23 protein-coding genes and 1 pseudogene are annotated in these 23,715 nt (G+C 64.2%); 12 read left to right on the top strand and 12 right to left on the bottom strand.

Annotation, left to right across the window (positions count from 1 at the left end):
• Positions 1-55: 55 nt before the first annotated feature.
• The 4 genes from ACPUD7_RS10000 to ACPUD7_RS09985 form a co-directional block, all read right to left on the bottom strand.
• Positions 56-772 carry a response regulator gene (locus tag ACPUD7_RS10000; RefSeq protein WP_135542187.1) on the bottom strand — a complete coding sequence of 239 codons (717 nt, stop codon included), beginning with the start codon at positions 770-772 and terminating at the stop codon, positions 56-58.
• Entirely contained in the window at positions 762-2,489 is a 1,728-nt protein-coding gene (locus tag ACPUD7_RS09995) for a sensor histidine kinase (protein WP_240690071.1), read from the bottom strand. Before ACPUD7_RS09995 ends, ACPUD7_RS10000 begins: the two co-directional genes overlap by 11 nt.
• Positions 2,486-2,893, bottom strand: coding sequence for a hypothetical protein (locus tag ACPUD7_RS09990; protein ID WP_135542189.1), 408 nt, complete (start codon positions 2,891-2,893; stop codon positions 2,486-2,488). Before ACPUD7_RS09990 ends, ACPUD7_RS09995 begins: the two co-directional genes overlap by 4 nt.
• A gap of 70 nt (positions 2,894-2,963) precedes the next feature.
• A complete protein-coding gene (locus ACPUD7_RS09985; protein WP_205683394.1) occupies positions 2,964-3,617 on the bottom strand; it encodes a TetR/AcrR family transcriptional regulator in 654 nt (217 codons plus the stop codon).
• A gap of 346 nt (positions 3,618-3,963) precedes the next feature.
• On the opposite strand from ACPUD7_RS09985, the gene ACPUD7_RS09980 reads away from it, so the two are divergent.
• From ACPUD7_RS09980 to ACPUD7_RS09970, 3 genes are all read left to right on the top strand, one after another.
• Entirely contained in the window at positions 3,964-5,511 is a 1,548-nt protein-coding gene (locus ACPUD7_RS09980; protein WP_425119795.1) for an alpha,alpha-trehalose-phosphate synthase (UDP-forming), read from the top strand.
• Positions 5,417-5,722: a hypothetical protein gene (locus ACPUD7_RS09975; protein ID WP_135542193.1), complete on the top strand. Its 306-nt coding sequence runs from the start codon at positions 5,417-5,419 to the stop codon at positions 5,720-5,722. Before ACPUD7_RS09980 ends, ACPUD7_RS09975 begins: the two co-directional genes overlap by 95 nt.
• A gap of 182 nt (positions 5,723-5,904) precedes the next feature.
• Positions 5,905-7,305, top strand: a complete 1,401-nt coding sequence (locus tag ACPUD7_RS09970) for a cation:dicarboxylate symporter family transporter (RefSeq protein ID WP_425119794.1) — start codon at positions 5,905-5,907, stop codon at positions 7,303-7,305.
• Positions 7,306-7,589: 284 nt separating this feature from the next.
• Here the strand turns inward: ACPUD7_RS09970 and ACPUD7_RS09965 are convergent, their stop codons facing one another.
• Positions 7,590-8,126 (bottom strand): HXXEE domain-containing protein, encoded by a 537-nt coding sequence (locus tag ACPUD7_RS09965; RefSeq protein ID WP_425119793.1) that lies wholly within the window; start codon positions 8,124-8,126, stop codon positions 7,590-7,592.
• Positions 8,127-8,177: 51 nt separating this feature from the next.
• On the opposite strand from ACPUD7_RS09965, the gene ACPUD7_RS09960 reads away from it, so the two are divergent.
• Entirely contained in the window at positions 8,178-8,849 is a 672-nt protein-coding gene (locus tag ACPUD7_RS09960) for a TetR/AcrR family transcriptional regulator (protein WP_135542197.1), read from the top strand.
• 156 nt (positions 8,850-9,005) lie between these two features.
• On the opposite strand, the gene ACPUD7_RS09955 is transcribed toward ACPUD7_RS09960, so the two are convergent.
• Together ACPUD7_RS09955 and ACPUD7_RS09950 are read right to left on the bottom strand one after the other, a co-directional pair.
• Complete coding sequence (locus ACPUD7_RS09955; protein WP_425119792.1) at positions 9,006-9,350, bottom strand: hypothetical protein; 345 nt, start codon at positions 9,348-9,350, stop codon at positions 9,006-9,008.
• Positions 9,351-9,784: 434 nt separating this feature from the next.
• The gene (locus ACPUD7_RS09950) at positions 9,785-10,987 is read right to left on the bottom strand and encodes an FAD-dependent monooxygenase (RefSeq protein WP_135542202.1); all 1,203 of its coding nucleotides are present in this window, start codon (positions 10,985-10,987) and stop codon (positions 9,785-9,787) included.
• Between the two features lie 50 nt (positions 10,988-11,037).
• On the opposite strand from ACPUD7_RS09950, the gene ACPUD7_RS09945 reads away from it, so the two are divergent.
• Together ACPUD7_RS09945 and ACPUD7_RS09940 are read left to right on the top strand one after the other, a co-directional pair.
• The gene (locus ACPUD7_RS09945; protein ID WP_135542204.1) at positions 11,038-11,256 is read left to right on the top strand and encodes a helix-turn-helix domain-containing protein; all 219 of its coding nucleotides are present in this window, start codon (positions 11,038-11,040) and stop codon (positions 11,254-11,256) included.
• Positions 11,249-11,704 (top strand): Clp protease, encoded by a 456-nt coding sequence (locus tag ACPUD7_RS09940; protein ID WP_425119791.1) that lies wholly within the window; start codon positions 11,249-11,251, stop codon positions 11,702-11,704. Before ACPUD7_RS09945 ends, ACPUD7_RS09940 begins: the two co-directional genes overlap by 8 nt.
• 479 nt (positions 11,705-12,183) lie before the next feature.
• Here the strand turns inward: ACPUD7_RS09940 and ACPUD7_RS09935 are convergent, their stop codons facing one another.
• On the bottom strand, positions 12,184-13,761 hold the full coding sequence (locus ACPUD7_RS09935; RefSeq protein ID WP_425119790.1) for a hypothetical protein: 1,578 nt from the start codon (positions 13,759-13,761) through the stop codon (positions 12,184-12,186).
• A gap of 186 nt (positions 13,762-13,947) precedes the next feature.
• Here ACPUD7_RS09935 and ACPUD7_RS09930 point away from each other — a divergent pair, with 186 nt between their 5' ends.
• Positions 13,948-15,138, top strand: a complete 1,191-nt coding sequence (locus ACPUD7_RS09930) for a YbfB/YjiJ family MFS transporter (RefSeq protein ID WP_425119789.1) — start codon at positions 13,948-13,950, stop codon at positions 15,136-15,138.
• A 60-nt stretch (positions 15,139-15,198) separates the two neighbouring features.
• Here ACPUD7_RS09930 and ACPUD7_RS09925 read toward each other — a convergent pair whose 3' ends face one another.
• Complete coding sequence (locus tag ACPUD7_RS09925) at positions 15,199-16,635, bottom strand: plasmid pRiA4b ORF-3 family protein (RefSeq protein WP_425119788.1); 1,437 nt, start codon at positions 16,633-16,635, stop codon at positions 15,199-15,201.
• Between the two features lie 187 nt (positions 16,636-16,822).
• On the opposite strand from ACPUD7_RS09925, the gene ACPUD7_RS09920 reads away from it, so the two are divergent.
• On the top strand, positions 16,823-17,398 hold the full coding sequence (locus ACPUD7_RS09920) for a peroxidase-related enzyme (RefSeq protein ID WP_425119787.1): 576 nt from the start codon (positions 16,823-16,825) through the stop codon (positions 17,396-17,398).
• Positions 17,399-17,714: 316 nt separating this feature from the next.
• Here ACPUD7_RS09920 and ACPUD7_RS09915 read toward each other — a convergent pair whose 3' ends face one another.
• Entirely contained in the window at positions 17,715-18,041 is a 327-nt protein-coding gene (locus ACPUD7_RS09915; RefSeq protein ID WP_425119851.1) for a MarR family winged helix-turn-helix transcriptional regulator, read from the bottom strand.
• Positions 18,042-18,377: 336 nt separating this feature from the next.
• Between ACPUD7_RS09915 and ACPUD7_RS09910 the strand changes: the two genes are divergently transcribed.
• The 3 genes from ACPUD7_RS09910 (at position 18,378) to ACPUD7_RS09900 (ending at position 21,094) form a co-directional block, all read left to right on the top strand.
• A complete protein-coding gene (locus tag ACPUD7_RS09910) occupies positions 18,378-19,241 on the top strand; it encodes an NmrA/HSCARG family protein (RefSeq protein WP_425119786.1) in 864 nt (287 codons plus the stop codon).
• Between the two features lie 71 nt (positions 19,242-19,312).
• Positions 19,313-19,915 (top strand): TetR/AcrR family transcriptional regulator, encoded by a 603-nt coding sequence (locus ACPUD7_RS09905; protein ID WP_425119785.1) that lies wholly within the window; start codon positions 19,313-19,315, stop codon positions 19,913-19,915.
• Between the two features lie 411 nt (positions 19,916-20,326).
• The gene (locus ACPUD7_RS09900) at positions 20,327-21,094 is read left to right on the top strand and encodes a YceI family protein (RefSeq protein WP_425119784.1); all 768 of its coding nucleotides are present in this window, start codon (positions 20,327-20,329) and stop codon (positions 21,092-21,094) included.
• 522 nt (positions 21,095-21,616) lie between these two features.
• On the opposite strand, the gene ACPUD7_RS09895 is transcribed toward ACPUD7_RS09900, so the two are convergent.
• Both ACPUD7_RS09895 and ACPUD7_RS09890 read right to left on the bottom strand, forming a co-directional pair.
• Entirely contained in the window at positions 21,617-22,051 is a 435-nt protein-coding gene (locus tag ACPUD7_RS09895) for a transposase (protein ID WP_425119850.1), read from the bottom strand.
• Positions 22,052-22,197: 146 nt separating this feature from the next.
• On the bottom strand, positions 22,198-22,323 hold the full coding sequence (locus ACPUD7_RS09890; protein ID WP_425119783.1) for a hypothetical protein: 126 nt from the start codon (positions 22,321-22,323) through the stop codon (positions 22,198-22,200).
• Between the two features lie 150 nt (positions 22,324-22,473).
• Between ACPUD7_RS09890 and ACPUD7_RS09885 the strand changes: the two are divergent.
• Positions 22,474-23,583 (top strand): annotated as a pseudogene (locus ACPUD7_RS09885) (IS1634 family transposase); the annotation flags it as partial.
• Positions 23,584-23,715: the final 132 nt, after the last annotated feature.

The raw sequence follows: 23,715 nt of genomic DNA, 5'->3' as shown, positions 1-23,715 counted from the left end.
CTCAGAGTATGACAGATTTTCCGGCTCTGCCGCCTCGGCGAACCTGATCATTCGCTCACAGCCACCGGTATTCGTACTCCGGTCGGCCCGGTGTTCCGTGGCGGGGCTGCTTGATCGCCTGCTTCGTCGCGACGAGATGTTCGAGGTAGCGGCGGACGGTCACGCGTGAGAGATCGAGCGCTTGTCCGACCTCGGTGGCCGAGACGGGAACCGCGGACTTGCGCACTTCGGCCGAGACCGTGTCGAGGGTTTCGGCGATCAGCCCCTTGGGCAGGCGTGTGGCCGAGACCGAACGCAGAGCCGACAGCGCATTGTCGACCGAGGCCTGAGTCGCCAATGACCCCGACCCCGTGAGCCCGCGGCGGAACTCCCGTGCGTTCTCCAGCTTCTCCCTGAACGCGGCGAAGCTGAAGGGTTTGATGAGGTACTGTGTGATGCCCGTTGCGATCGCCGAGCGGATCACCTGCAGATGCCGCACCGCGGTGATCGCGATGATGTCGACATCGCGGCCGCGGGAGTTCAACCGCCCGGCGATCTCGAGTCCGTGCGAGTCCGTGAGGTTCATGTCGAGCAGCACGATGTCGACGGCACGGCCCGCCTCGGCGAGGTCATCGAATGTCGTGAGCGCATCCCGGCCGCTCAAGCTGATGCCGGCGACGGCGAAACCGGGGATGCGGCGCACGAAGTCGGCGTGCGCCTCGGCGGTGGTGGGATCGTCCTCGACGATGAGGACCTGCAGCTGCGCTCCCGCCTCCACGGCGTCACTGTCCATCGTCGGCTCCTTCCCCATCGGCACCTGCCCCCAGTGGGAGTGTAACCGTGAAGATCGCACCGCCATCGGATTCGACATCGAGGTCCCCGCCGAGGCGGCGCACCGCCTGCCGCACCAGGACGAGTCCGAATCCGTGCTGCCCCACTCCCCCGCTGTGGGGTTTGCCCGAGGCGCCGAGGTGGAAGAGCGCGTCGATGTCCTCCGCGGCGACGCCGTCGCCGGAGTCGGCGATGGTGATGATGAGTTCCCCCTCGGCGGCGACGAAGTCGGCCCACACGTGCTTCTCCTCGGAGTCCGCGGCCGCGTCGAAGGCGTTGTCGAGGAGGTTGCCGGCGACGGTGACGAGGTCGCGGGCGTCGAGGCGCCCGGGCGGCAGTTCGCCGGTGGCGGTGACGGTGAGTTCGATGCCGCGTTCGTGAGCCTGGGCGGCCTTGCCGATCATCAGCGCGGTGATGAAGGGTTCGTCGAGCGCCCCGACGAAGGAGTCGGTGAGTCGTTGGGATTCCTGTTCGTCCTTGACCGCGAAGTCGAGTGCTTCCTGGGCGCGGCCGAGTTCGATGAGAGTCGAGACGGTGTGCAACCGGTTCGCGTGTTCGTGCGTCTGCGCCCGCAGCGCCTCGGACAGGGTCGTCATCGTCGCCAGCTCCCCGGTGAGCTCCTGGATGTCGGTGCGATCGCGCAGGGTCGCCACCGTGCCGCCGCGCCCGGCCCCGCGGCCGCTGCTTCCCCTGCGTCTGCTGTGCCCCCTGCGTCTGCCGCGACCGCGCGCAGCCTGGGAGGTGCCGCTGCTGCGCGGCTGGCTCGCCGTCTTCTGGCTGATGACGAGGACTCGGTCCTCGGTCAGGTGGATTTCGTCGACGGCGACTCGACCGCTCGACAGCAGGTCGCGCACGGATTCGGGCAGGGCCACCTCGGCGAGGGCGATGGGGGTGGACTCATCCGGCTCGGGCAGGCCGAGCAGGGCGGCGGCCTCGTCGTTGTAGAGGACGAGGCGACCGGAGTCATCGGCGAGGATGAGCCCCTCACGCAGCGAATGCAGGGCCGAATCGTAGAACGCGAAGAGCCGCCTGAGCTCCTCGGGACCGTAGCCGAGCGTCACGTCGCGCAGATAGCGGCTGAGCAGCCAGGAGCCGAGTCCGCCGAGAGCGATCGCGGCGAGCGCGACGATGATGATCTGCGGCAGCGACGCCGCCTGCGCCACGGACAGGGTCTCAAGGGTCACGCCGACGGCGACCATTGCGGTGACCTCGCCGTCGGCGTCCTCGATGGGCACGATCGCTCGCACCGAGGCGCCGAGCGTGCCCACGTACTCCTCGGTCTGGCTGTGACCGGCCCGGGCCCGGTCGGTGGATCCGAGGTAGTGCCTGCCCAGCTGAGCAGGGTCCGGGTGGGTGTAACGGGTGCCGTCGCGATCCATGATCGTGATGAAGTCGACCTCGGCGGTGTCGATCACGGTCAGTGCGTAGGGCTGCAGTTGTGCCGAAGGATCGTCGCCGGTCACCGCCGTGTTCACGAACGGGTCGTGTGCGAGGGTCTCGGCGATGCTGAGCACCCGTTCGGCGGTGGCCTGGCGGATATTGCCCATGGTCGTCACATAGCTGGTCACCGACAGGGCGGTGCAGACGAGGATGATGAGGACGAGTTGGACGAGGAAGAGCCGCCGGGCCAGAGGGCCGCCACGGGGGCGGAATCGATCCCGATTCCGCCCGACCGTCACTTCTTCTTGCCGCCGGAGATCAGGAGAGCCAGTCCGATCGCGGCCAGCCAGGTGTCCTTGGCCACGGGGATGCCGTCCTCGGAGGGGCGGATTCCGTCGTCCTCGGTCATCGAGTCGATGGAGAAATAGTTCGCGACCAGGCCGGCGGCGAAGGTCGTCAGCGCAGCACCGGCGATGCGGGTGGGCACGAAGGGAAGCAGCAGAGCGGATCCGACCGCGACCTCGCCGTAGCTGAGGAACTTCCCGAACTGGGACGCGGTGAGGTTCTCGACCATCGGCACACCGTTGGCGGCCATCTGCTGGAGGCCCGCGGCGGTTTCTTCATCCATGCCGAGCTTGCCGATGCCCGAGTTGAGGATGAAAGCGCCGGGAACCGCGCGCAGAAGTGCTGTGCTGAGTTTCATAACCTGCTCCTTCGTTGTGGGATTGTCGCTGAGCCCAGACTATCCGTGAGGGTCCGAAGGCGCCACAGCCTCAGCTCTGCGTACTGATGCGGATCCGTTCGATGAGATCGTCGAGGGCGTCGTCGAACTCGCGCTGGGCGTGGTCTTCCATGAGCAGGTTCTGCAGACGCTGCACAGTCGGGTGTTCGGCAAGATCCGTGGAATGGCTTTCGCCCTCCTCCCCCAGGACCTCGGGGGCCGTCGACGCGACCTGGAGCAGCAGGGCTCCGACGAGGAAGCTGGTGAAGGCTTTGTAGGCGGCCACGGCCTGCGCATCGGAGAAGCCGAAGCGCAACAGCGACGACAGGAAGTCCTCGACCCAGCGCACGCTGCGCAGAGGAGGACGGAGCCAGGGAGCCTCCGGCGGCTGCGTCGCGATGAGCGGGAAGATCCGCGGATGCGCGCAGGCCAGGTTGCGCGTGGCATTGGCGACCCGCTGCAGGTACTCCTCCCAGGACTGGGAGTCCTCTGTCATGAGTTCGTCATCGAAGAGTCCGTCGATGAGCTCATCGACCATCGCTTCGAGCAGGTCCGCACGCCCGGAAACGTGCCGATACAGCGCCATCGCCTCTACGTCCAAGGCAGTTCCGAGGCGACGCATCGTGAGTTCATCGAGACCGCAGGCGTCGACGAAGGCGATCGCCGACTCGACGACCTGGGCACGATCGAGTCGCTGCTGAACCACGTGCACCTTCCTTCCCCTGCTGGAGATGACGCAGACCGGACGGTTTGCACGACCAGTCTACTCGGATGAGAAGTCACGTCGAGAGAAGTTCTTTGAATCTGATTACACTGTAAACACTGCACGAGGCCCTAAGCTACCACCGCACCATTCAGACCCCGAACCCACCCATCCCGATCCACCGCAGAGATGACACTGTCGAGCACGCGGTCGACGTCGAGGTCAGCGAGGCGGTCGGCGACCATCGACATTGCGTGCCCGTAAATCTCTCTGCTAATTTGATTACAGCGTAAACACGGCTGGCCGACAAGCCGCCACGCGCCCGTTCGACCACTACAGAGGAGTAGAGATGCCGGATTCCGAAAAGCACTCCTTCATCGTGGTGGCCGATCGCCTCCCCGTGGATCGCAATGACGGGACATGGGAGTTCTCCCTCGGCGGTTTGAGTTCAGCCGTGGCGCCCGTCGTCCGCGACCACCGTGGCGCGTGGATCGGCTGGACCGGATCGCATGACGGCGATGGCACACCGTTCGATTTCGACGACATGCGGCTCATCCCGATTCCGCTGAGCGTCGACGAGCATCGTCGTTATCACGAGGGCTTCTGCAGCGCCACCCTCTGGCCTCTGCACCACGGCCTCTTCGTCGCTCCTCAGATCCATCGCTCGTGGTGGCGAGCGTATCGGGACGTCAATGCCCGATTCGCGCAGGCCGTCGTCGATGCCGCAGCTCCTGATGCCACGGTGTGGGTCCACGACTACCACCTGCAGCTCGTGCCCGAGATGATCCGCGCCCAGCGTCCCGACGTCCGCATCGGATTCTTCGACTACATTCCCTTCCCGCCCGTTGAGCAGCTGGCACAGTTGCCATGGCGGGACGAGATCCTCAACGGCATCCTCGGTGCCGATGTCATCGGCTTCCAACGCGAAGACGATGCCTTCAACTTCCGCCGTGGCCTGCATCGACTCCTGGGCACAGACCCCGAGCAGATGGATAAGCACATCGGCTCCTATCCGACGTCGATCGACGTCGACAAGATCCGGACTGCCGCGCAGTCCCCGTCGGTGCAGGCGGCCGCTCGGCGCATCCGCAAGGATCTCGGCGACCCCGATGTGCTCATGCTCGGCGTCGATCGGCTCGACTACTCGAAGGGGATCCTTCACCGGCTGCTCGCCTTCGAGGAGCTGCTCAATGACGGCCTCGTCGATCCGGCGACGACATGCCTCGTCCAAGTCGCCGTGCCCTCGAGAGAAGGCGTCCCCGCCTACCAGGAGCTGCGCGACGAGGTCGAACACACGGTGGGGCGCATCAACGGCCGGTTCTCCACCCTCGGCCGCAATGTCATCGACTACTCGCATCGCTCCTATTCGACCGATATCGCCGTGGCGCTGCACCTGGCCGCCGATGTGCTGCTCGTGACCTCACTGCGAGACGGAATGAACCTCGTCGCCAAGGAGTTCGTCACTGCCCGTCGCGGTCGGGCCGGTGCCCTCGTGCTGTCCGAGTTCGCCGGCGCCGCCGATGAGCTGGCCCAAGCCGTGATCGTCAACCCCTACGACCGGGCGGGACTCAAAGACGCGATCCGTCGGGCCGCCGAGATCGCCGCCGAGGGGAACCACACCCACATCGATGCGATGGCCGACATTGTCGCCGCACACGACGCGCGACTGGGCGAAGACCTTCCTCGCCGACCTGCCCGCCGCTGCCGCCTCGGTGCCGATGAAGCCCGACTGGTGAGCACCCGTTCAACGTCACCGCACACCTACGCAGACCCCCTCGATCCTCGCCTTCAAGGAGCCGCGAATGTACACACTGCTCAACAACCAGGAGTCCTCGAAGTACGACCTCTACCTTCCCGGTCAGCTCGTCGCCGCACTCCACTACAAGCTCGAGCGTGACGCCAACGAGGTCATGTTCATCTACTGCGAAGCCATCGAATCCACACAGGCCGATCGCCACCGCCGGGAACTCATGCGCAGGGCCGTCGAAGACGTCAAAGGCAGACGGCTCAAGCTCATCATCACCTGTCCGATCGCCCGCAAGACCCTCGAACAGGCGGACGCGCCTGCCCACGTCGAAAAGCCGCAGAAAGACACGCCGCACACCTGATCCTCCCCGCCTGCTCGCCGCCTCGGTGCTCGCGTCACTCCTTGCGTGAACACTATGAACGCAACCGAGACACCGGTCACATCCGCTGACAGAGTTGTCGCGTACATCACCACCGCGGCCAGCAGTCGCGTGCAATCACGCCCGCTGGCGGGTGCGGTTGCGAAGAAGCAGATGGAGGAATCATGGCAACGTCGCCACACCAGGAAAGCGGCTCCTTCGACAAGGAGATCGCCGCCGCTGCGAGCACCCCCGAATCGGGTGCACCGCAGCGGAAGAAGGACCGGACACACTGGCTCTACATCATGGTCATCGTCGCGGTCATCGCCGGCGCCGCCATCGGGCTCATCGCCCCCGAAGCCGGCATCGCGCTCAAGCCCTTGGGCACAGCATTCGTGGCACTCATCAAGATGATCATCGCCCCGGTCATCTTCTGCACCATCGTCCTCGGCGTCGGTTCGGTGGCGCGGGCGGCCACCGTCGGCAAGGTCGGCGGTCTGGCGCTCATCTACTTCCTCGTCATGGCGACTTTTGCTCTGGTCATCGGCCTCGTCGTCGGCAACCTCATCCACCCCGGTTCCGGTCTGCACATCACCCCCTATGAGGAGTCCTCGGGCGGCGGGGAGAACGCGACCGTCGAGTTCCTCATGAGCCTCATCCCCGGTGACATCCCGGTCCTGCCGACCCTCGTGCTCGCGCTCCTCGTCGGTTTCGCGCTGCAGTCGATGGGCAAGGCCGGCGAGCCGGTGCTCACCGGCATCAAGCACATCCAGGCCGTGGTCTTCAAACTCATGATGATGATCATGTGGGCCGCTCCCGTCGGTGCCTTCGGTGCGATCGCTGCGGTCGTCGGTGCCACCGGCTGGGCCGCGATCGGTGCGATGGCGACCCTCATGGGCGCCTTCTACCTCACCTGCGCCCTGTTCATCGTCATCGTCCTCGGCGGGCTGCTCAAGGTCGTCACCGGGCTCAACATCTTCCTGCTGCTCAAGTACCTGGCGCGAGAGTTCCTGCTCATCTTCTCCACCTCGTCGTCGGAGTCGGCTCTGCCGCGTCTGATCGCGAAGATGGAACATGCCGGTGTCTCGAAACCGGTCGTGGGCATCACGGTTCCCACCGGCTACTCGTTCAACCTCGACGGCACCGCGATCTACCTGACCATGGCCTCTCTGTTCGTGTCCTCGGCCATGGGTATGCCGATGTCGATCCCCGAGCAGATCTCGCTGCTCGTGTTCATGATCATCGCGTCGAAGGGTGCCGCCGGTGTCACCGGTGCGGGCCTGGCCACCCTGGCCGCCGGTCTGCAGTCACACCGTCCCGAGCTGCTCGAAGGTATGGGCGTCATCGTCGGCATCGACAAGTTCATGTCCGAGTGCCGCGCCCTGACGAACTTCACCGGCAACGCTGTCGCAACCCTGCTCATCGGCAAGTGGACGAACGAGATCGACCTCGATGTCGCCCGCGCCACGCTGTCCGGTCAGAACCCGTTCGATGAGCTCTCGCTCGAGCCCGATGCACATGGTCCGGCGGAGACGGCGAGCGCCCCCGCACCGGACGAGAAGCAGATGGTTCCCGCGGCCGGCTGACGACGCGAACCAGCACCGTCAAGGTGACCTGACACGGGTGCCGGCACTGCCCTGTCGTGGGAGGGTCGGCACCCGTGTTGTTCCTCTGCGCCGTCGCCGAGGCGGCCGACCAGCACCCGTGAGACCGGCAGGCGCAGGCGCGCGAAGACACATAGAGTTGCCGGGTGGCAGCAAAGACCTCGCCACGGTCGAGGAGGCATTGCAGTTCGGCACAGCCGGCCGCACCGGCCCCGTCGCTCTCCTCGGTGCGCTCGGGATGGTGCTGGCCATGGGAATGGGCAGGTTCATTTCACACCCGTGAATACAGAGGCCAGAGCGAGCGCTCCCACTGCAATTCCCACGGCGGCGACCACCGTCATGATGACGCTCGAAATCGTCCATCGCGGGGACGGCAGAACGTGAATGACGAGGGCCCCGACTGGCAGCAGCATGATGACTCCGGTGATGACTCCGGGCATCAGGCTCCACGTCAGTATGCTCAGAAGAACATGGCTTGCGCCATTGATGACGATCGCATGAGCGACGTACACCAGTGCCTCGGCACTCCAGCGCGGCCGAAAGGCGACAGCGGTGGCGGCGAGGATGAGAACAGTCGCCGTAACGATGACCAGAGCGACTTCAAATTGGACCTGATCTCCATGCAATGCGCGCCCCGGAAGCCCGGGGTGCGCAGCGACCCAGCCGGTCATATCGAACAGCCACTCTTCGATATTGTGCAGCACAACGGCGCCGGCTGTCGCAATCCAAAGGGTCGCCAGACGCCGATCACCTAATCCCGGAGACTTATTGCCACTCGTGGTCAGAGCTGGCATCTGATTCATGAAATCACCTTACGTCTGTATTGGTCAGTCATACGACTGTATAATGTCCGTATGACTGATACAAGAGATGGCAAACACAGATTGGCCGATGCCCTCACCCGAGTCGTCGCTCGAGAAGGGATCACGGGGGTCAGCGTGCGGGCGGTCGCCGCCGAGGCGGGGGTCAGTGGAGGAACGGTGCAGCATTACTTCCCGACTCGCGCCGAGATGATTCGCTACGCCATGGAATGGACATCAACGCAGGTGGAGAAACGCCTCGTCGATATTCCCCGGTGGGGTGAAGTCCGCGAGTGGACCGGAAGAATCTTGCTGGATCTGCTGCCGCTGAGCGCCGATCGACGACGGGAACACGCAGTCTGGCTCGCGTTCGTCGCCCACGCTGACACGGACCCGCTGCTCGCTGACCTGAAACGGCAGACGAGCATAAAACTGCATGAACTCTATTCAGGCGTCATCCGCGCACGGCGGGGCCTGCCCGTCCACACGGAGAAGAGCACCGCCGTCGTCGACCACGACTTCGACGCCGATGCGGTGCTCCTGCAGTCAGTGGTGGACGGACTTTCTCTCCATCTCGCAGATCTCGAGCTCGATGAGGCGGCAAGAGTCGGGCCTAAGCTTCTCGACCGCTATCTCGCCTTGGCTGTCGACAGCATCGACGGGCCCACTTACGGATCACCCGGCGGAGGCTGGGTCCACTCGGTCCGCAACAGCCCTGACCGGTAATGCCGGGTGCCTTCGCCTGCCGACATGAAGGTCTCCAATGGACGCGAGTGGAGCGTGATATCGGCGAGTCCCTCAATTCGGCTGGACACGCTGACAGTCAGAGAGTGCCGTCGCTCGTTCACCAGCTCGAGCAGCACAGCGGGATCGACGGGCATTTCACTGGGCACCCATCTCCCGAGTACTCGATGACGTCTGCAAGCAGCTCGCGTAACCGGGAATTGCCGCCTGAGCGAACAAAGCACCGCTCAAGCAGGTGCAGCAGATGCTGACGCCACGTGGCCAGGTTTCACATTCGCGGTGCGGCTCCCGAGGATGCAACGTCCACCGGATCACATTGATCGGTGGCGTGAGCATATCCGGATGGCAACCGGCAAGCAGCACATCGACCGGCCGATTGGAGTCGACGACCTCCCAGTGGTCGTCCAAGAGCAACGCCGGATTCGGTTCGTGCGCGTCGAGCAGGTTACGCAGACTTGGCCATGACAGACAAGAGCTGCTCATCGTCGAAGTCTCGTTCGGAATGCCTCGGCGCGAAGCCGCCCATGAGCAGTAGCTCATTCTGCTCGCCAATAGGTACATCAAGGGCGTCTGCGAGTAGCGAGGGCCATGTGGCACCGCCGACTGGCCGGCGATGGCACCTGAGATGCCATCCACTCCGCAGCAACTGCCCAGCAGAAAAGAACGACAGAGTCGACTTCACCTTGTATTTGGCGACGATCATCGACCTGTGATCGAGGCGGATCGGGGGCTGGTCGGCGATACGCTGCAGAGTGCATTGAACAACAGAGAAACCCTCGAAGGTGCGATTGACTGCTGTTGTCCGGCCAGCACTGCAATCGGCATTCAGGACGTGCTGCTCAGGTTACTGGTGGGACAAGGGGTGTCGCGGCGAGGCAGATTCCGGCGTGCTCGTGCCTTGTGGTGGGGTCGTCGACTCAGCCTTCCATAAGCATCGCGATGCGGCGCGCAGCCGTACGATCACGCAGCAGCACCTCGAACATGCCCCGCAGCGCGTCGCCGCTCTCGCCGGCCGTCTCGAGGGCATGCTGGACGCGTGTGACGGCCAGCGCGCGCCTGCCGGCCGGATGGCGCTCGCCCTGATAGCCATCGAGCCGGCTGAGGTCGGCATCGGCGTGAAGGGCGACGGCGAGTCGCTCGGCGAGTGCGATAGCGTCGGCGAGCCCGACGTTGAGGGCAGAGCCCCCAGCACTGAAGACATGCGCGGCATCACCGGCGAGGAAGACGCGTCCGGAACGGTAGTGCTCGGCCTGGCGACTGTTGGCTATGACGCTGCGTGCGGCGTGTGCGTCAAAGAACGGCAGTTCGGTGCCGAGAATCCGGCGGAGGCTGGCCCGCAGCGCGTCTGTGCTGAGTTCGTCGGTGGCTGCGGTGTCGCCTCGCGGTTCGTGCGTTCTGACGGTGTAGAGGCCCGCCGGGGCGGAGGGGTCGAAGGCGTGCACGGGCGCGATCGTGACCGAGCCGTGTGGGGTGAGGTTCGGCCGGAACAGTGACAACCATCCGACACCGCGGATGTCGATGCCGCGCCGGTCACGGACGACGGCTCCGGTCGCGATGGTGATGCGAGCGATCCGGGTAATGGATGAGTCCGTCACGCCTGGGAAGGCGATGCCGAGATGCTTCCGAACCCGACTGTGCGCACCGTCGCATCCGACGAGATAGCGAGTGCGCAGCTCGCTCTCGGACCCTGCTGCCGATACGCGCACCGTGACGTGGGTGTCATCCTGTTCGAACCCGATGAGTTCATGCCCGCGCAGTATGGTGACGCCGCGGGCGACTGCGCAGAGCTCGAGCTGCTCCTCGAGTCGGCGCTGCGGAACAGGGAGGATGTGCAGGGGACTGCGAAGCAAACCGAGGTTCAGGGTGAACGGGCCGTAGCCGAACCGCCGCGGCCGGACCACGCGCAGACGCGACCCGTTCAGCAAGCCGCGGCGACGCAGCTCCACCGCTGCTCGTCCCACGACGCCGTTCGCCTTCGGCATTTCGCTCGGGTGGGTCGAGGCCTCTATCACGAGCGGGCGAGAGCCCGCGGCGGCGAGCTCTGCGGCCAGTAGCAGACCGGTGGGTCCTGCGCCGGCCACGACCACGTCATGTAAGGATCTGTCAGTCTGGATTGACATAGTTGTCAGTCTGACTTGACATGGGTGTCGTGTCAAGACAAACTGACGGCATGGATGCGAATAAGATCGCCGCCGAGGTCGAGGCCACGGATCCCGCGACGGGGCTGCGGGCGGTCGCGGCCCTGCATCGGCTGGCCGAGCGCGTCGAGGCGACCTACGTCGCTGCGGCGCGCGGTGCCGGGTGGTCGTGGGAGCAGATCGGCGAAGCGCTCGGGGTCACCCGCCAGTCTGTCCACACCAAGCACGGGAAACAGGATCGACATGTTTGAGCAATTCGCCGCGCAGGCGCGCCAGGCGATGCACCGCGCGGTCGAGGAATCGGGTCGCCGAGGCGACCGGAAGGTCTCCACCGGCCACCTCCTCATCGGCATCCTGCATGACTCCGCGATCACGACGGAAGTCGGCGCAAGCCTGGAGGCAGCCCGGTGCGCGGCCGATGGGCTCGATCGCGAGGCGCTGACCGCGATCGGCGTCGATGCCGCGGCATTCGGCTTGTTGAAGTCGGCCGCAGGTGGCGCGCGCCCGCCGTTCACACCGGGCGCGAAGGCCGTCCTGAAGCGAACTCTCGCTCATGCGGCCACCGAGAAATCGCGCCGCATCGAGACGAGACACATGCTGCAGGCACTCCGCGAACGCCGTGCACCCGACCCGGCCGCCGAACTCCTCGCCGTCCTGCAGACTGCCGCCGAGCACGGAAGACCAGCGGACGGAAGTTAGCGGCGGTTCTGGTGTCCCGGACATCGCGTCCCCGGTCACCTTTTGAGCAACCCCAACATCCGTCATGATAGAAGGGGTCGCTGACCTGAGAGTCCCGGTATGATTCATGCCCCAGCCATCATGATCCGCTGGCATCTTCGATTCCGCTCGCGCCACGGAGACGGGGTCATCGAGTCACTGCGCCACGCGCACCACCCTCCTTTACTCAAAGTGGGACTCGTTATTATTACTTAGCACGAGGCAGTCGCCATATCACCAAAGGGTCGACTCCCGGTACGGACATTGCGGTCCTGGCTCAGCCAGGACCGTTCGAAAGCGAAGAGCCACGACGATCCGACCCCGTCAGACGCGATAAGGCCCCACCCGACCGCTTCCTCGGGCAGCCCAGCACTCACCACCAGCCGGCGCTGCTGCCCGCCCTCATCGAGGTCTCCCCGAGTCCTTCCGGCATCTCGTGCCGTTGGGGCACTGAACGGGATCTACTCTTTCTTCATAATGAACACCGTGACGGAGCTTCCCGCGATGTCGATGTTCAGTTCGCTGTCGTCGGTGTCCGTAGACGTGCTTGCCGTTGAAGTCTCGATCGATCCACTGAACGGCACATCAGTCGGCAACGGGTTCGCAGGCACCACCCGCGTAGCGCTCTTCACATCATTCGAGGCCCCATACACCTGCGTGGCCGAATCGACAGCGAACCCCGAAGGCATCGACAGTGTCACCGGATTCCCGCCGACTTTCCCGGCGTCATTCGCATTGATCACCGTCGTCACGAGGGTGTGGCCGTCGTTCTTGACCACGGTGTAAGCAGTCATGTTCCCGCCGCCCCTGACCGTGGATTTCGTGAATTGTCCGCCGAGGCTGGGCACGAGCAGCCGCAACCCGAGCGCGTTCGGACGCACTCGGAACTCATCCGACGCCTGCCCGTGGTCGGCAGGGTCGCAGACGAGCGACATCGGGGCTCCCCCGCTGCAGGCTCCGAGCATCGAGTGCATGGCCATGCGTTCGACACCGAGCGTCGCCGCATACATCGTGTAGTCGGCCGCCCACAGGGCCGAGGCGTTCGTCAGTGAGGTGTCGTTCGTACCCGGGCAGCTCGTCGGTCCGGTCTCTTCGAGCCACAGCGGCAGGCCTGCTGCGTCAGCCTTGTCCTTACCGATGCCGAGGTTCTTCTTCGCCGCCTTTTTCGCCAGGGGATCGATGAGGTTCTCCGCCTGCGGGCCGCGACCGGGCACCGTCGAAGAGTCGCATTCGTAGAGCTGATACCAGTGCTGGGAGATCGCGGCTTTCTTCTTCACGTCCGAATCCGCGAAAGCCTCCATCCATGCCCCGTCGTAGACGTCGGGGCCGATGATCGGCGCCTCGGGGACCTTCTTATGGATCGCCTTCGCATACGCCTCGAGCTGTTGGACGTATTTGTCCTTATTCCATCCTTTGCCGCGCACGGCCCCGTCGGGAACGTCCTTGACCGTGTATCCGTTCGGTTCGTTGCCGATCGCCAGACCCACCAGTGAATCGCCGAGGATGTCGACCGCGTGCGCGGCCATATCGGCCCCGCGGTCCGGGTCGTATGTTCCCAGCGGAAGACCTAGAGTAACGGTGGAACCGGTGCCATCGACGAGCTTCTTCAGCCGCTTGAGGTCATCGGGGGTGACGGTGACCTTTTCGTCGTGCTTCGGCTCCTCCCTCTTCGATGTCCAAAACGTCCTCCGGTCCAGGGCATTGCCACCGAACCGCAGCGCCGGAGACCCGAGCGACTTCAACTGCTCGTCGAGGTTGGAATTCGCCGGATCAAGTCGCGGGTCTGCGAGATCGGTGGCTTCGAAGGAGACCCCGATGTTGTCTGGGGTGAGACCGGGACCCAACCTGTCGACCGTCGCGGTGACCGTGGCAGCCTCACCAATAACGGTGTCGGCAAACGACTGCTCGAATTCCGTCGGGGTCGGACTCGGCTCCGGGGTCGCATCCGTGGCAGGCGATGAACCGTCCGAGCCAGAGCACCCAGCCACCAGGAGGGCGAGCGCGATGGCACCGCTTCTCACGCTCCCCCTGATTTTCACGGCTCTCACTCTGCCCTGTTCGGGAGGATTCGACAACTTGCACAGCGGCAGTCACCCCATCACCAGCCGTCGTCTGCCCGCCCGCACCGACGCGACCATGTCCGCATCGTCACCCGCCGAGGCGGCCGCCCCGAAGCCATGGCATCGTAGGGGCAGAGATCACGCCGCCTGATGAGAGGTACCACTGTGTCCGAGAGCACCGGCCATTCCACCCTCACACCCATCCGCGGCAATCTCGGGCTCGCAGTCGCGATGGGCATGGGCCGGTTCTTCTACACTCCGGCGCTGCCGCTCATGGTCGCAGCCCTCCATTGGAGTTCTGCACCCGGGGCGTGGATCGCCACACTCAACTACGTCGGCTACTTCATCGGCAACCTCGTCATCGCTCGCGGCTGGGTCGAACCCAACCGGTTCGTCTACCGTCTCAGCCTCATCGTCTCCACCGTCGGGTTGGCCGCGGTGGCGCTGACCCCGGATCTCCTCTGGCAGGGCAGCATCCGCACCATCGCCGGCATCGCCTCGGGGCTGATCTTCGTGTGCGTGACCCAACGCATTCCCGTCAACTCCCGCAGACCCCGCGACGGCGGCATCTCCTACGGCGGGGTCGGCTTCGGCATCCTCGTCTCCGGGGCGATCGTGCTCGCCGCCGGCAGCTTCGCCGACTGGCGGCAGCTGTGGCTCATCTGCGCGGGAGTCTCCGCCGTGTTCTCCATCATCGCCTGGACCTGGCCGATCCCAGCTCGGATTCCCGCCCCGAAAAAGCCCGAGCCCAAGACAGCTCCCGCAGCCGCGACCTCAGATGACTCCCTCGCCGACCCCACGCCCTTCGACGCCTCCCGCAACCGTGCGATGGCATTCCTGTCGGCCGGCTACTTCTTCCAAGGCGGCGGCTACATCATCATCGGCACCTACCTCGTCGTCCTTGCCGGTCCCGTCTTCGGCGCAACCGCAGCCGCCTCGACGTGGCTCATCGCCGGGATCGCTACGGCAGCCTCTCCTCTGACGTGGTCAGCAGTCGCCGCCCGCATCGGCACCGTCAGATCGCTGACCGTCTGCTACAGCCTCCAGGTCTTCGGCGCTCTGCTCGCCGTCTTCGGCTCCACCCCGATCGTCCTGTTCATCGCGGCCGCACTGTTCGGGTTCACCTTCATCGGGGTAGTCATGATGACGATCGGCACCGGCACACAGCTGGGAGTTGCGAATGCCTCGGCGAAGCTGACGACGTGGTACAGCCTAGGTCAGATTGCGGGCCCGGCCCTCGTCGCCGCAGCATTGAGCGAACATATCGTCGCCGCATTCATCGCCTCGGCGGTCGCTTTGGCCATCGCCATGGGCCTGACCCTGATCGGGGTCCTCGCCGGCAACGTCGAACGGTGACCCTCGCCGAGGCGGAGCAGCAAAGCCCCAGTCACTGGGGGCTTCGGCTCGTTCTCGCCGTCAGGGGCGCAGCGCCGACCGAGCTGCGGCGCTGACAGCCGATCTGTGCCCCGACTGGCGCGTATACGGTTCCCCGCTCAGCACCCTGAGCACGTCGAGCGTCGGATTCCATGCCGGAGGCAGACCGATCCCGTCTCGGCCGTCTCGCCAGCCGAGGTCGAACATCAGTTCACTGATCCGCTCCCGACGGGCATGAGCAGGTGTCTCACTGCCGATGACCGCGAGGCTGACCCAGCCGGCGTGCCGATCGGCGTCGGTCCTTCCCAGTGGTAACCGGTCAACGATATGGTGCAGCAGCCTCTGTGAGTCGCGGGCCAGCACCCGAGCTGATTTCGTCGGCGTCAGGTGCCCCTTGCGCACGGCCACCAGTCCCAGGGCTTTGGCCGTCGCGCGCAGGTTCGCCACCGGAGGAGTCAGATCCTCGCGATTCGCCTTGCCGATCCACCAGTCCGCAATGCCGGTTCTACGGGCGATCTGTTCGACCAGCGCGGGTTTGAGGTATCCGGCACCCGTCAGGGGCGCTCCGTCGCCGAGGATATCGAGCAGAATCCGGTACGGCGCAGTCAGCTCGGTTGCTTCGCTGTCACTGAGTTCCGTCGATCCGTGCGAAGCCGGCAGCGCCAGGACGGTGCGCAGGCTCTTGGATCCGTGTGTCTTCGCCTGTTCGATCAGGGACGCGAGTTCAGCAGGAACGGGAACGGGTTCAGCGACGGTGGCTGTGAGCAGCTCATTGGTCTCTGTGAGGTCGAAGACATCAGGATGCCAGCTCTCGGGCAGCCACATCAGTCCGTCTTCGACATCGTCGAAGACCTCAGGACGCAGATCGTCGCTGAAATCGCTGCGAACCCATTCGGCGAGCTCGAAGTAGCCGCCGACTCCCCCGCAGTCCTCAGGCGGGCAGGCCAACCGGCCCGCGGTGCAGACCGGAACCGGAGGGGGCTCATCATTGACTTCTTCGACCCGCAGGACATGCGTCCAGCTGTCACCGAAGTCGTAGTCGTACCACAGCCGGTCACCTGCTTCGGCGATGACCTGGTCGAGGCGGACGCCGTCTTCGAATGGTCCTTCTTCAGCCTCGCTGCGGTCGAATTCGGTGGCGAATGCCGCAGCAGCAGGACCCGTCCCGGTTCGGAAACTGTGCAGGTGGCTGTCGGTCCAGCCCATCACGGTTTGGAGAACGTCGTGCAGGCGATCCAGCGTGATGTCTCCAGCGATCTCGAATCTCCTCCACACCGGAGGCTTGGTGTGGAGGAGGTCCACACGGATGAGGAATCCCCGAACGTTCTCAGGTACCGGGCCGATTGCCGGCTCAGCTCGCACGTTTTCACCTTCTCCCCCATCGCGCAGCAGCTGCATGGCCACCTCCGGTGGAACACCGGGATACAGAGACTCCAACAGTCTCGCAAGATCCGGTGGTTCGAAATCTTCAGTCGGCATAGAACCTCCGCAACGGCGCCTCACTGTCGTCAGACTCTACAGCTCTTTCAGACTGTCTGGAGCCGGTGACGAGGCCCATCACGGTGAAGTGCTGCTCCACTGGCACTGGGTTTCGGTCTCTGCCCTGATCTTCATCAGATTATGATCCACCTCTCATTCCGTGCCGCAGATGCGTTAGCCTGCCGGTATGAGCGATGAACAGAAGATCTCTTTCCTTTCCGTCCCCGACCGCGATCAGGTTCCCGAGAGCGTCACCAAGCTCTGGGACAAATCGGAAGAGGCGATGGGCTTTGTGCCCAATGTCTTCCGCGCTCAAGCGCTCAACAGCGACCAGTTCCTCGCCTGGTGGAAGTACTTCAACCTGCTCGTCAACAAAGAGGGGTATCTGAGCAATGCCGAGCGCGAGATGATCGGTGTCGTCGTCAGCGGGATCAACGGCTGCACCTACTGCGCTGTCTCACATGGTGCCGCCCTGCGCGAGTTCTCGCAGGATCAGCCCACCTCGGAGCTCGTCGCGATCAATTGGCGCCAGGCGGATCTCAGCGAGCGTCAGCGAGCATTGGCCGAGTACGCCGAGGTGCTCACCGAGGCGCCGGCAAGCGTCGACGAGGATGACCTGCTGCCGCTGCGCGAGGCGGGTCTGAGCGATCACGAGATCATGGAGGCCGTGCAGGTCATCGGAATGTTCAACATGACGAACCGCGTCTCCAGCGCACTGGGTCTCGTCCCCAACGCGGAGTACCACTCACAGGCACGGACGTAAGAGTCCTCCGGACCGAGGCTAGGGTTTCCTCGTCCGTTCCGAGACATCCTGCGATGCCGCTGACGCGGCGTCGTCGGTCGGCTGTTCGGGTAGCTGTCTGATCGAGCGCATCTCACCGGCCCAGAATTCGCGATCCGCTTCCTCCTCGCCGAGTCGTCGCTGAGCAGGTCGGCCAGACCCAGAGCTCGGGTGAGGTCGAGCGTCGTCTGGATGAAGCGATGCGTGTGCTCATAGGAGACACCCGCATTGAGGAATCGTACGGCCTGGTCATAGATTCCGCGAGCGAATGTGTCCTCCAGCGGCCTGATCCGTTCCCTCAGGGCCAACTCGGACGCCCCGACTGTCCAGATCTGCAGAGCGGCCTTGAACGCCTCGGAGGCATAGAACTCGAGCACTCTCTCGACATGCGACCGTGGTCAGGATGTGGAGCGCGTGTCACGAAGCCCTGTTCGAGCAGCGTTGCCACAGCGGCTGACATCGATTGGGCGGTCACTCCGGCCCGCTGTCCGAGCTCCGAACTTAAGAGGCCGTCGGGATGGCACAGTCCGAGTTGGGCCAGGGCGGCTAATTTGAACTGATTGAGCGAGAAGTCCTTCAGTGTGCGTTCGAGTCGCTGCGAAAGGGCATTGCTGACCCTGCGCATGAGATACGGCAGTCGTTGGCCGAAATCGTCAGGCATCGCCCTCGACCCTCTCCTGGTCATGGTCGTCGGCGGCAGGTGAGGCCTCAGCGTATCAGCTGCCTTATATGTTGCCTGAATGATTTGTGCGCACCGTCCATCCGGAATCCGACTCCAGGTAACATAACCACGGCGGACGCTTTCGTCCGAATACATCGGATCATTGTCGATCGTAGCGTCTCGCATACACGATGAATCTTATTAACGGAATATTCCATCCGCTTAGGACGTTGGCCCGTCTAAGCCCGGAGGAGCCGGGGAAGCAGACGAAGAAGGAGGGGATCTTGATGATCACCACGAATGGATCGACCAGAAGCGACGCCCCGGTTGGTCGTTATCGGTGCCACCGGACGACAGGGCAACGCCGTCGTCTCGGCGCTGCTCGAGCGAGGACAGAGAGTGCGCGCGCTCGTCCGCGACCACACTGCGGAGCGCGCGCAATCGCTTGCCCGCGCCGGTGCCGAGCTCGTCACCGCCGACCTCAATGACTCGGACACGCTCATCGAAGCTCTGCGCGGTGCGCCCAGGGTCTTTGCGATGACGACTTTCACCGGCCCGGACGGGCCGGACGGAGAGGTCAGGCACGGACAGATCCTCACAGACGCGATGCGCAACGCCGGTGTCGACCAGGTGGTCTTCAGTTCGGTCGGCGGAGCCGAACGTGCCACAGGGGTCCCCCACTTCGAGAGCAAACGACGCGTCGAAGAATTCTTCGAAGCGTCGGGCCTGCGCACGACGTTCATCCGGCCCACGTTCTTCATGGACAACTTCACGACCTTCTCCCAACCCGTCATGGAGGAGGGCACCCTCGTCGTCCGCCTGCCGTTGCCCGAGGGGATACCTCTGCAGATGGTCTCGGTGCGCGACATCGGTCAAGTCGCCGCTGCTGCTCTCATCGATCCCAACAGCATCCCGGGTGGGGCGGTCGAGATCGCCGGAGACGAACTGACCGGCGAGCAGATCGCGTCCGCGTTCTCCACCGCGTGGGCCGTTCCTGCCCGCTACGAAGCCGTTCCGGTCGAGGCGCTCGGCGACGATGATCAGGAGAAGATGTTCACGTGGTTCACTCGGCTTCCGGCGTATCGTGCCGACTGGACGCTGACTCGGCAGCTCGTGCCCGATGTGCAGGATCTGCACACCTGGCTGAAAGGGCAGGAAGCGTGATCGCTTGCGATGCTGCCGACCGCAGTGCCGGTTCCTCTGCGGAGCGACGACCGCCGTCGCGCAGTGATGCGGTGGCCAACCAGGAACGTCTTCTGGCAGCGGCCGTCGCTGCGATGCTGAGAGAAGGACGCCAGGTGCCGATGGCGTCGATTGCTCGAGACGCGGGAGTGGGCGTCGGCACGCTCTATCGCAACTACCCGACCCGCGAGGCGCTCCTGGCGGCGCTGACCCAACGATCCTTCGAACTGGTTCACACCATCGTCGAGGACGTCCTCGCCTCCGCGGGTCCGGCAATCGCTGGGGTGGAGGAATTTCTCTTGCGCACCATCGCCCATCGCGACCAACTCGTCCTTCCGCTGCATGGAGGGCCGGAGGCAGTCAGCCACGAAGCGCAGGAGTTGCGAGCACAGATCTCCGCCGACATTGGCCGGATCCTCGAGCGCGGCCGCTGTGATCGCACCATCCGAGCCGACGTCACCAGCGATGACGTGATCTTCTTCGGGGCGCTGCTGGCGCAGCCGCTCTCGGACGATGAGTCTTGGATGGGAATGAATCTGATCCGCCAAGCCCGCGTCTTCCTCTCGGGATTGGCGCCGTCGGCTCCCGAATTGGACGATGCGGCCCTAAACCCGTCCTGCGGCACGAAGACCGACGATTTCACCCCGGGCGGATAGATGCGCAAGCCTTCGGCCTCGCACGCCTGGCAGGACTCACCGAGGGGCCTGCCATCCTCGCCGATCTGCGTGCCGTCACCACCTCCGACAGCAGAGGAGTCACCCTGCTCAACCATCGTCGTCAGAGCAGCGGCCGAACACCGCGGAGTCGAATCGGATGACGCCGCGACTTCGGAACTCTTCGGCTCCTGAGCCGCAACAGCTTCCGAGGACGGCGCCGGAGTTTGGTCTCTGTTCCCCGAGCTGTCCGGGTTCGACGGGGCTGGTCATGGGTCCTAGGTGGCACGCACCCGACCGCGCGTGTCACACTACATAGGCAATTGCCATTTCAATGATCGCTCGCTTTTCGAGTGGTCCGCCCGATGACGACAGCCTCCCCCGGGAGCGCGGAGGAACCGAAGGAGCGACCCCATGACAGAGACACCGGGGCTGACAGGCCATTGGGACATCGATCCCGCCCATTCTCGACTGGGCTTCTCCACCCGTCACGCGATGGTCTCGCGTGTGCGCGGAGCGTTCAACGACGTGACCGGTTCGGCCGACATCGCCGAGAACCTCTCGGACTCGACCGCCACGATCGTCATCAAAACCGCGAGCGTCGACACCCGCAGCACCGACCGCGACAACCACCTGCGTTCGGCGGACTTCTTCGACGTCGAGACCTACCCGGAGATCCGGTTCGTCTCCTCGGCCATCGACGAGGTGGACGAAGGCTCCTACATCGTCACCGGTGATCTGACGATCCGTGACATGACGAAGACCGTGTCGATCCCGCTTGAGCTCATCGGTGTCGACACCGACCCGTTCGGCAACCTGCGTGCCGGCCTCGAGGGCACCCGCCGCATCGATCGCAAGGACTGGGGCGTGACGTGGAATACGAAGCTCGATTCCGGTGGCGTGCTCGTCAGCGACAAGCTCACCTTGGAGTTCGAGCTCTCCCTCATCAAGAACGTCGACGGCGAGGACGAGGCTCCCGCAGAATCCGCGGAGGCCACCGCCCAGGACGAGGCTCCCGCCCCGGAACCGGAACCCGTCACCGAAGCGGCTCCCGCCGACGAGGACTTCCCTCCCCCGCCGCCGGTCCGGCCGGCCGAACAGCCCGCTGAGAAGCCGGCCGAGCCGAAGCCCGAGCCCTCGTCGTCCGGCAAGCCGCTCGGCAAGCTCTTCGGCCTCCGCTGAGCACACACTGTGACGCGGTCAGGACGAACACCGCCCCACTCACTCTGACCGCGTCGGACGGCACCTCCGTGCGCTGTGCCGCAGACCACGCAGGCCGTGAACACACAGTCTTGAAGGGGCCCCTCGCCCAGTCCGTATATCAGACATACCACTTAGCGGGGTGCAACCTCAGGGCATCGTGGACACTGATATGTAGGTTTCGGTCTCAAGAGGCAGAACAATATTTCCCGGATTCAACGCCCACATCTCCGGGCACGGAAGAGTACCACCGCGGTAGGGTTGTGGTTCGGGCGCGCCATTGTCGACTCACATGGCCAGACTGATATTCGAGGGCTGGCTACCTCATGACGATCAGTCGAAGCGGAGCTTGCGGTGGTCTAAAATCAGGCGTCACCGGGCCAGTTGACCAGGCTGCCCATAGTGCCGTTTCAGATCAGCTTCTGGATGCTGTCTCGAACCACTGCCCCTACCGCAGAGCACGATTATGGTGACTCACCTCGTCCGGGCCCCTGTCCCTCGGGATCAGCCAGATATAGCTGCAGTGGCGCGGCCACGGACCAAGCACCATCCAGCCAATTCTCTCGCTACAGCAGAGGCCGCTTTTACACGTCGCTTTCCGCGGGCATCGAAATTCGCCCAGACCCGGCACAACCGCTGATTCTCTTCAATCGCCCTGGTCCTGGTCGGCGTGTCCACCTTTTCGAACTGTCTCAACAGTCTGACACCCGGGCGAGAATAGGGGCGAGCATGAGACCACGCAGCGTCGATGAGCAGCCTCCTCGCATACGTGTTTCCGGCCTTCGTAATCGGCCCCTGCGGCCGAGACTGCGCGCTCGAATGCTCCGATGGGGTCAGCCCCAGATAGGATCCGATCGTCGACCCAGTGAACCTCGTCCAGTCCCCGATCGCTACGGCCAGCCCGAAGCCGGTAACAACTGAGATTCCGCGGAAACACATCAGAGCATCGATAATAGGAGCCTGCTGCTCGGCTTCGACGACGAGAGCTGTGAACCAATCGTGGTGGACCCCGGTCCGCTTCGCGTCTTTCGCATACCACAGACCGTGGCGGAGGATCATCGCGTTGATTCTTTGCCGGGCATGAGTCAGCTGACCACGGCGCGCTGCCGTGCCTGTGAGGCGTCCCGCAGGCCTTCCTGCTCGATCGGTGGGATCCGAACCTCGGTGTCCTCATCCAACGACCGCATCCGGGCCAGCCCCCAGGGCATCACGCTGATCAGTCTTGACTCGATCGCGTAGGCACGTAACACCTGAGTTGGGTCACTTGCATAGTTTCGGGTACCTCGGAAGTCTCTGATCAGGGATGATGGTGTCGTTTAGTGCCCGGTTAAGGCACTAATTCGGGTCGGTAGAATCGGGGCATGGCCTGGATCAGACGAGTTCGCACCAAATCCGGTGCCACTGCTGTCCAGATCGCTGAGTCAGTCGGTGGACGCCGACGCATCGTCCGCCACCTCGGCTCGGCCCGCGACGAATCCGAACTCGGCCTCCTCATCGCCCAAGCCGAAGCGCTCCTCGCTGATGACCGGCAGGGAACACTCGACCTGGGCCTGACCCCGACCGTGGCGAAGTCGCGCATGATTCCCGATCCGTCACCGGCGCTACTGGTCACAGAACAATCAGACCGAAAACGCCCGGACAGGATACCGCGCGCTAGGGTCATCAAGTCAGCAGCCAACGTGCTCTACGAGGCTTTAGCTGATGTGTACACCAGTCTCGGATTCGATGTCGTCGACGATGTTGTCTTCCGCGATCTCGTCATCGCTCGTATCGTCGAACCCACCAGCCTCCTCGACGCCGACCGAGTCTTAGCCGATCTCGGACGCACAACTGCCAGTCATTCCACGAGGAAGCGGACTCTGCGCAAAGCCCACACGAATGCGTTCCGCGATCTCATCGCTACCGCGTGTTTCACCCACGCAGCCACCAACGGGGATGTCTCTCTTGTCCTCTATGACACGACGACATTGTATTTCGAGGCAGAGAAGGAAGACGATCTGCGCAAGGTCGGGTACTCGAAAGAACGTCGTGTTGACCCACAGATCGTCGTCGGTCTCCTCGTCGACCGGACCGGGTTCCCACTCGAGATCGGCTGCTACGAGGGCAATAAGGCAGAAACAGCGACGATCATCCCGATCGTGAAGGCCTTCCAAACCCGCCACCAGTTATCGGACATGGTCGTCGTTGCTGATGCGGGAATGCTCTCAGCTGCGAACCTGCATGCCCTGGATGAAGCCGGGTTGAGATTCATCGTCGGTTCACGATTGACCAAAGCACCGAGTGATCTGGCAACGCACTTCGCTTGGAATGGTGATCACGCCGATGACGGGCAGATCGTCGATACTCTGACTCCGCGGGGGAAGAGACCGCTTGATCCCCACCGCACCGATCGCCGGAGCGAACCTGTATGGACTCCCGAACAGTTCCCCCACGCGTGGCGGGCTGTGTGGCAGTACCGGCGCAAGCGCGCCTTAAGCCTTGATCCACCGATGCGAGTAGCCGGATCAAGCCGCGCGTGAAATGGAAATGCCCCTCCTGAACTGGGAAAATGGTGATGTTCTAAGTCTCCATATCCCACACAGAAAGGGGCACCTCTCAGGTGC

Source organism: Brevibacterium sp. FAM 24630 (assembly GCF_049804075.1).
Lineage (GTDB): Bacteria > Actinomycetota > Actinomycetes > Actinomycetales > Brevibacteriaceae > Brevibacterium.
Note: the sequence above shows the minus strand (reverse complement) of the source record. Positions and strands in the feature narration are given on the sequence as shown.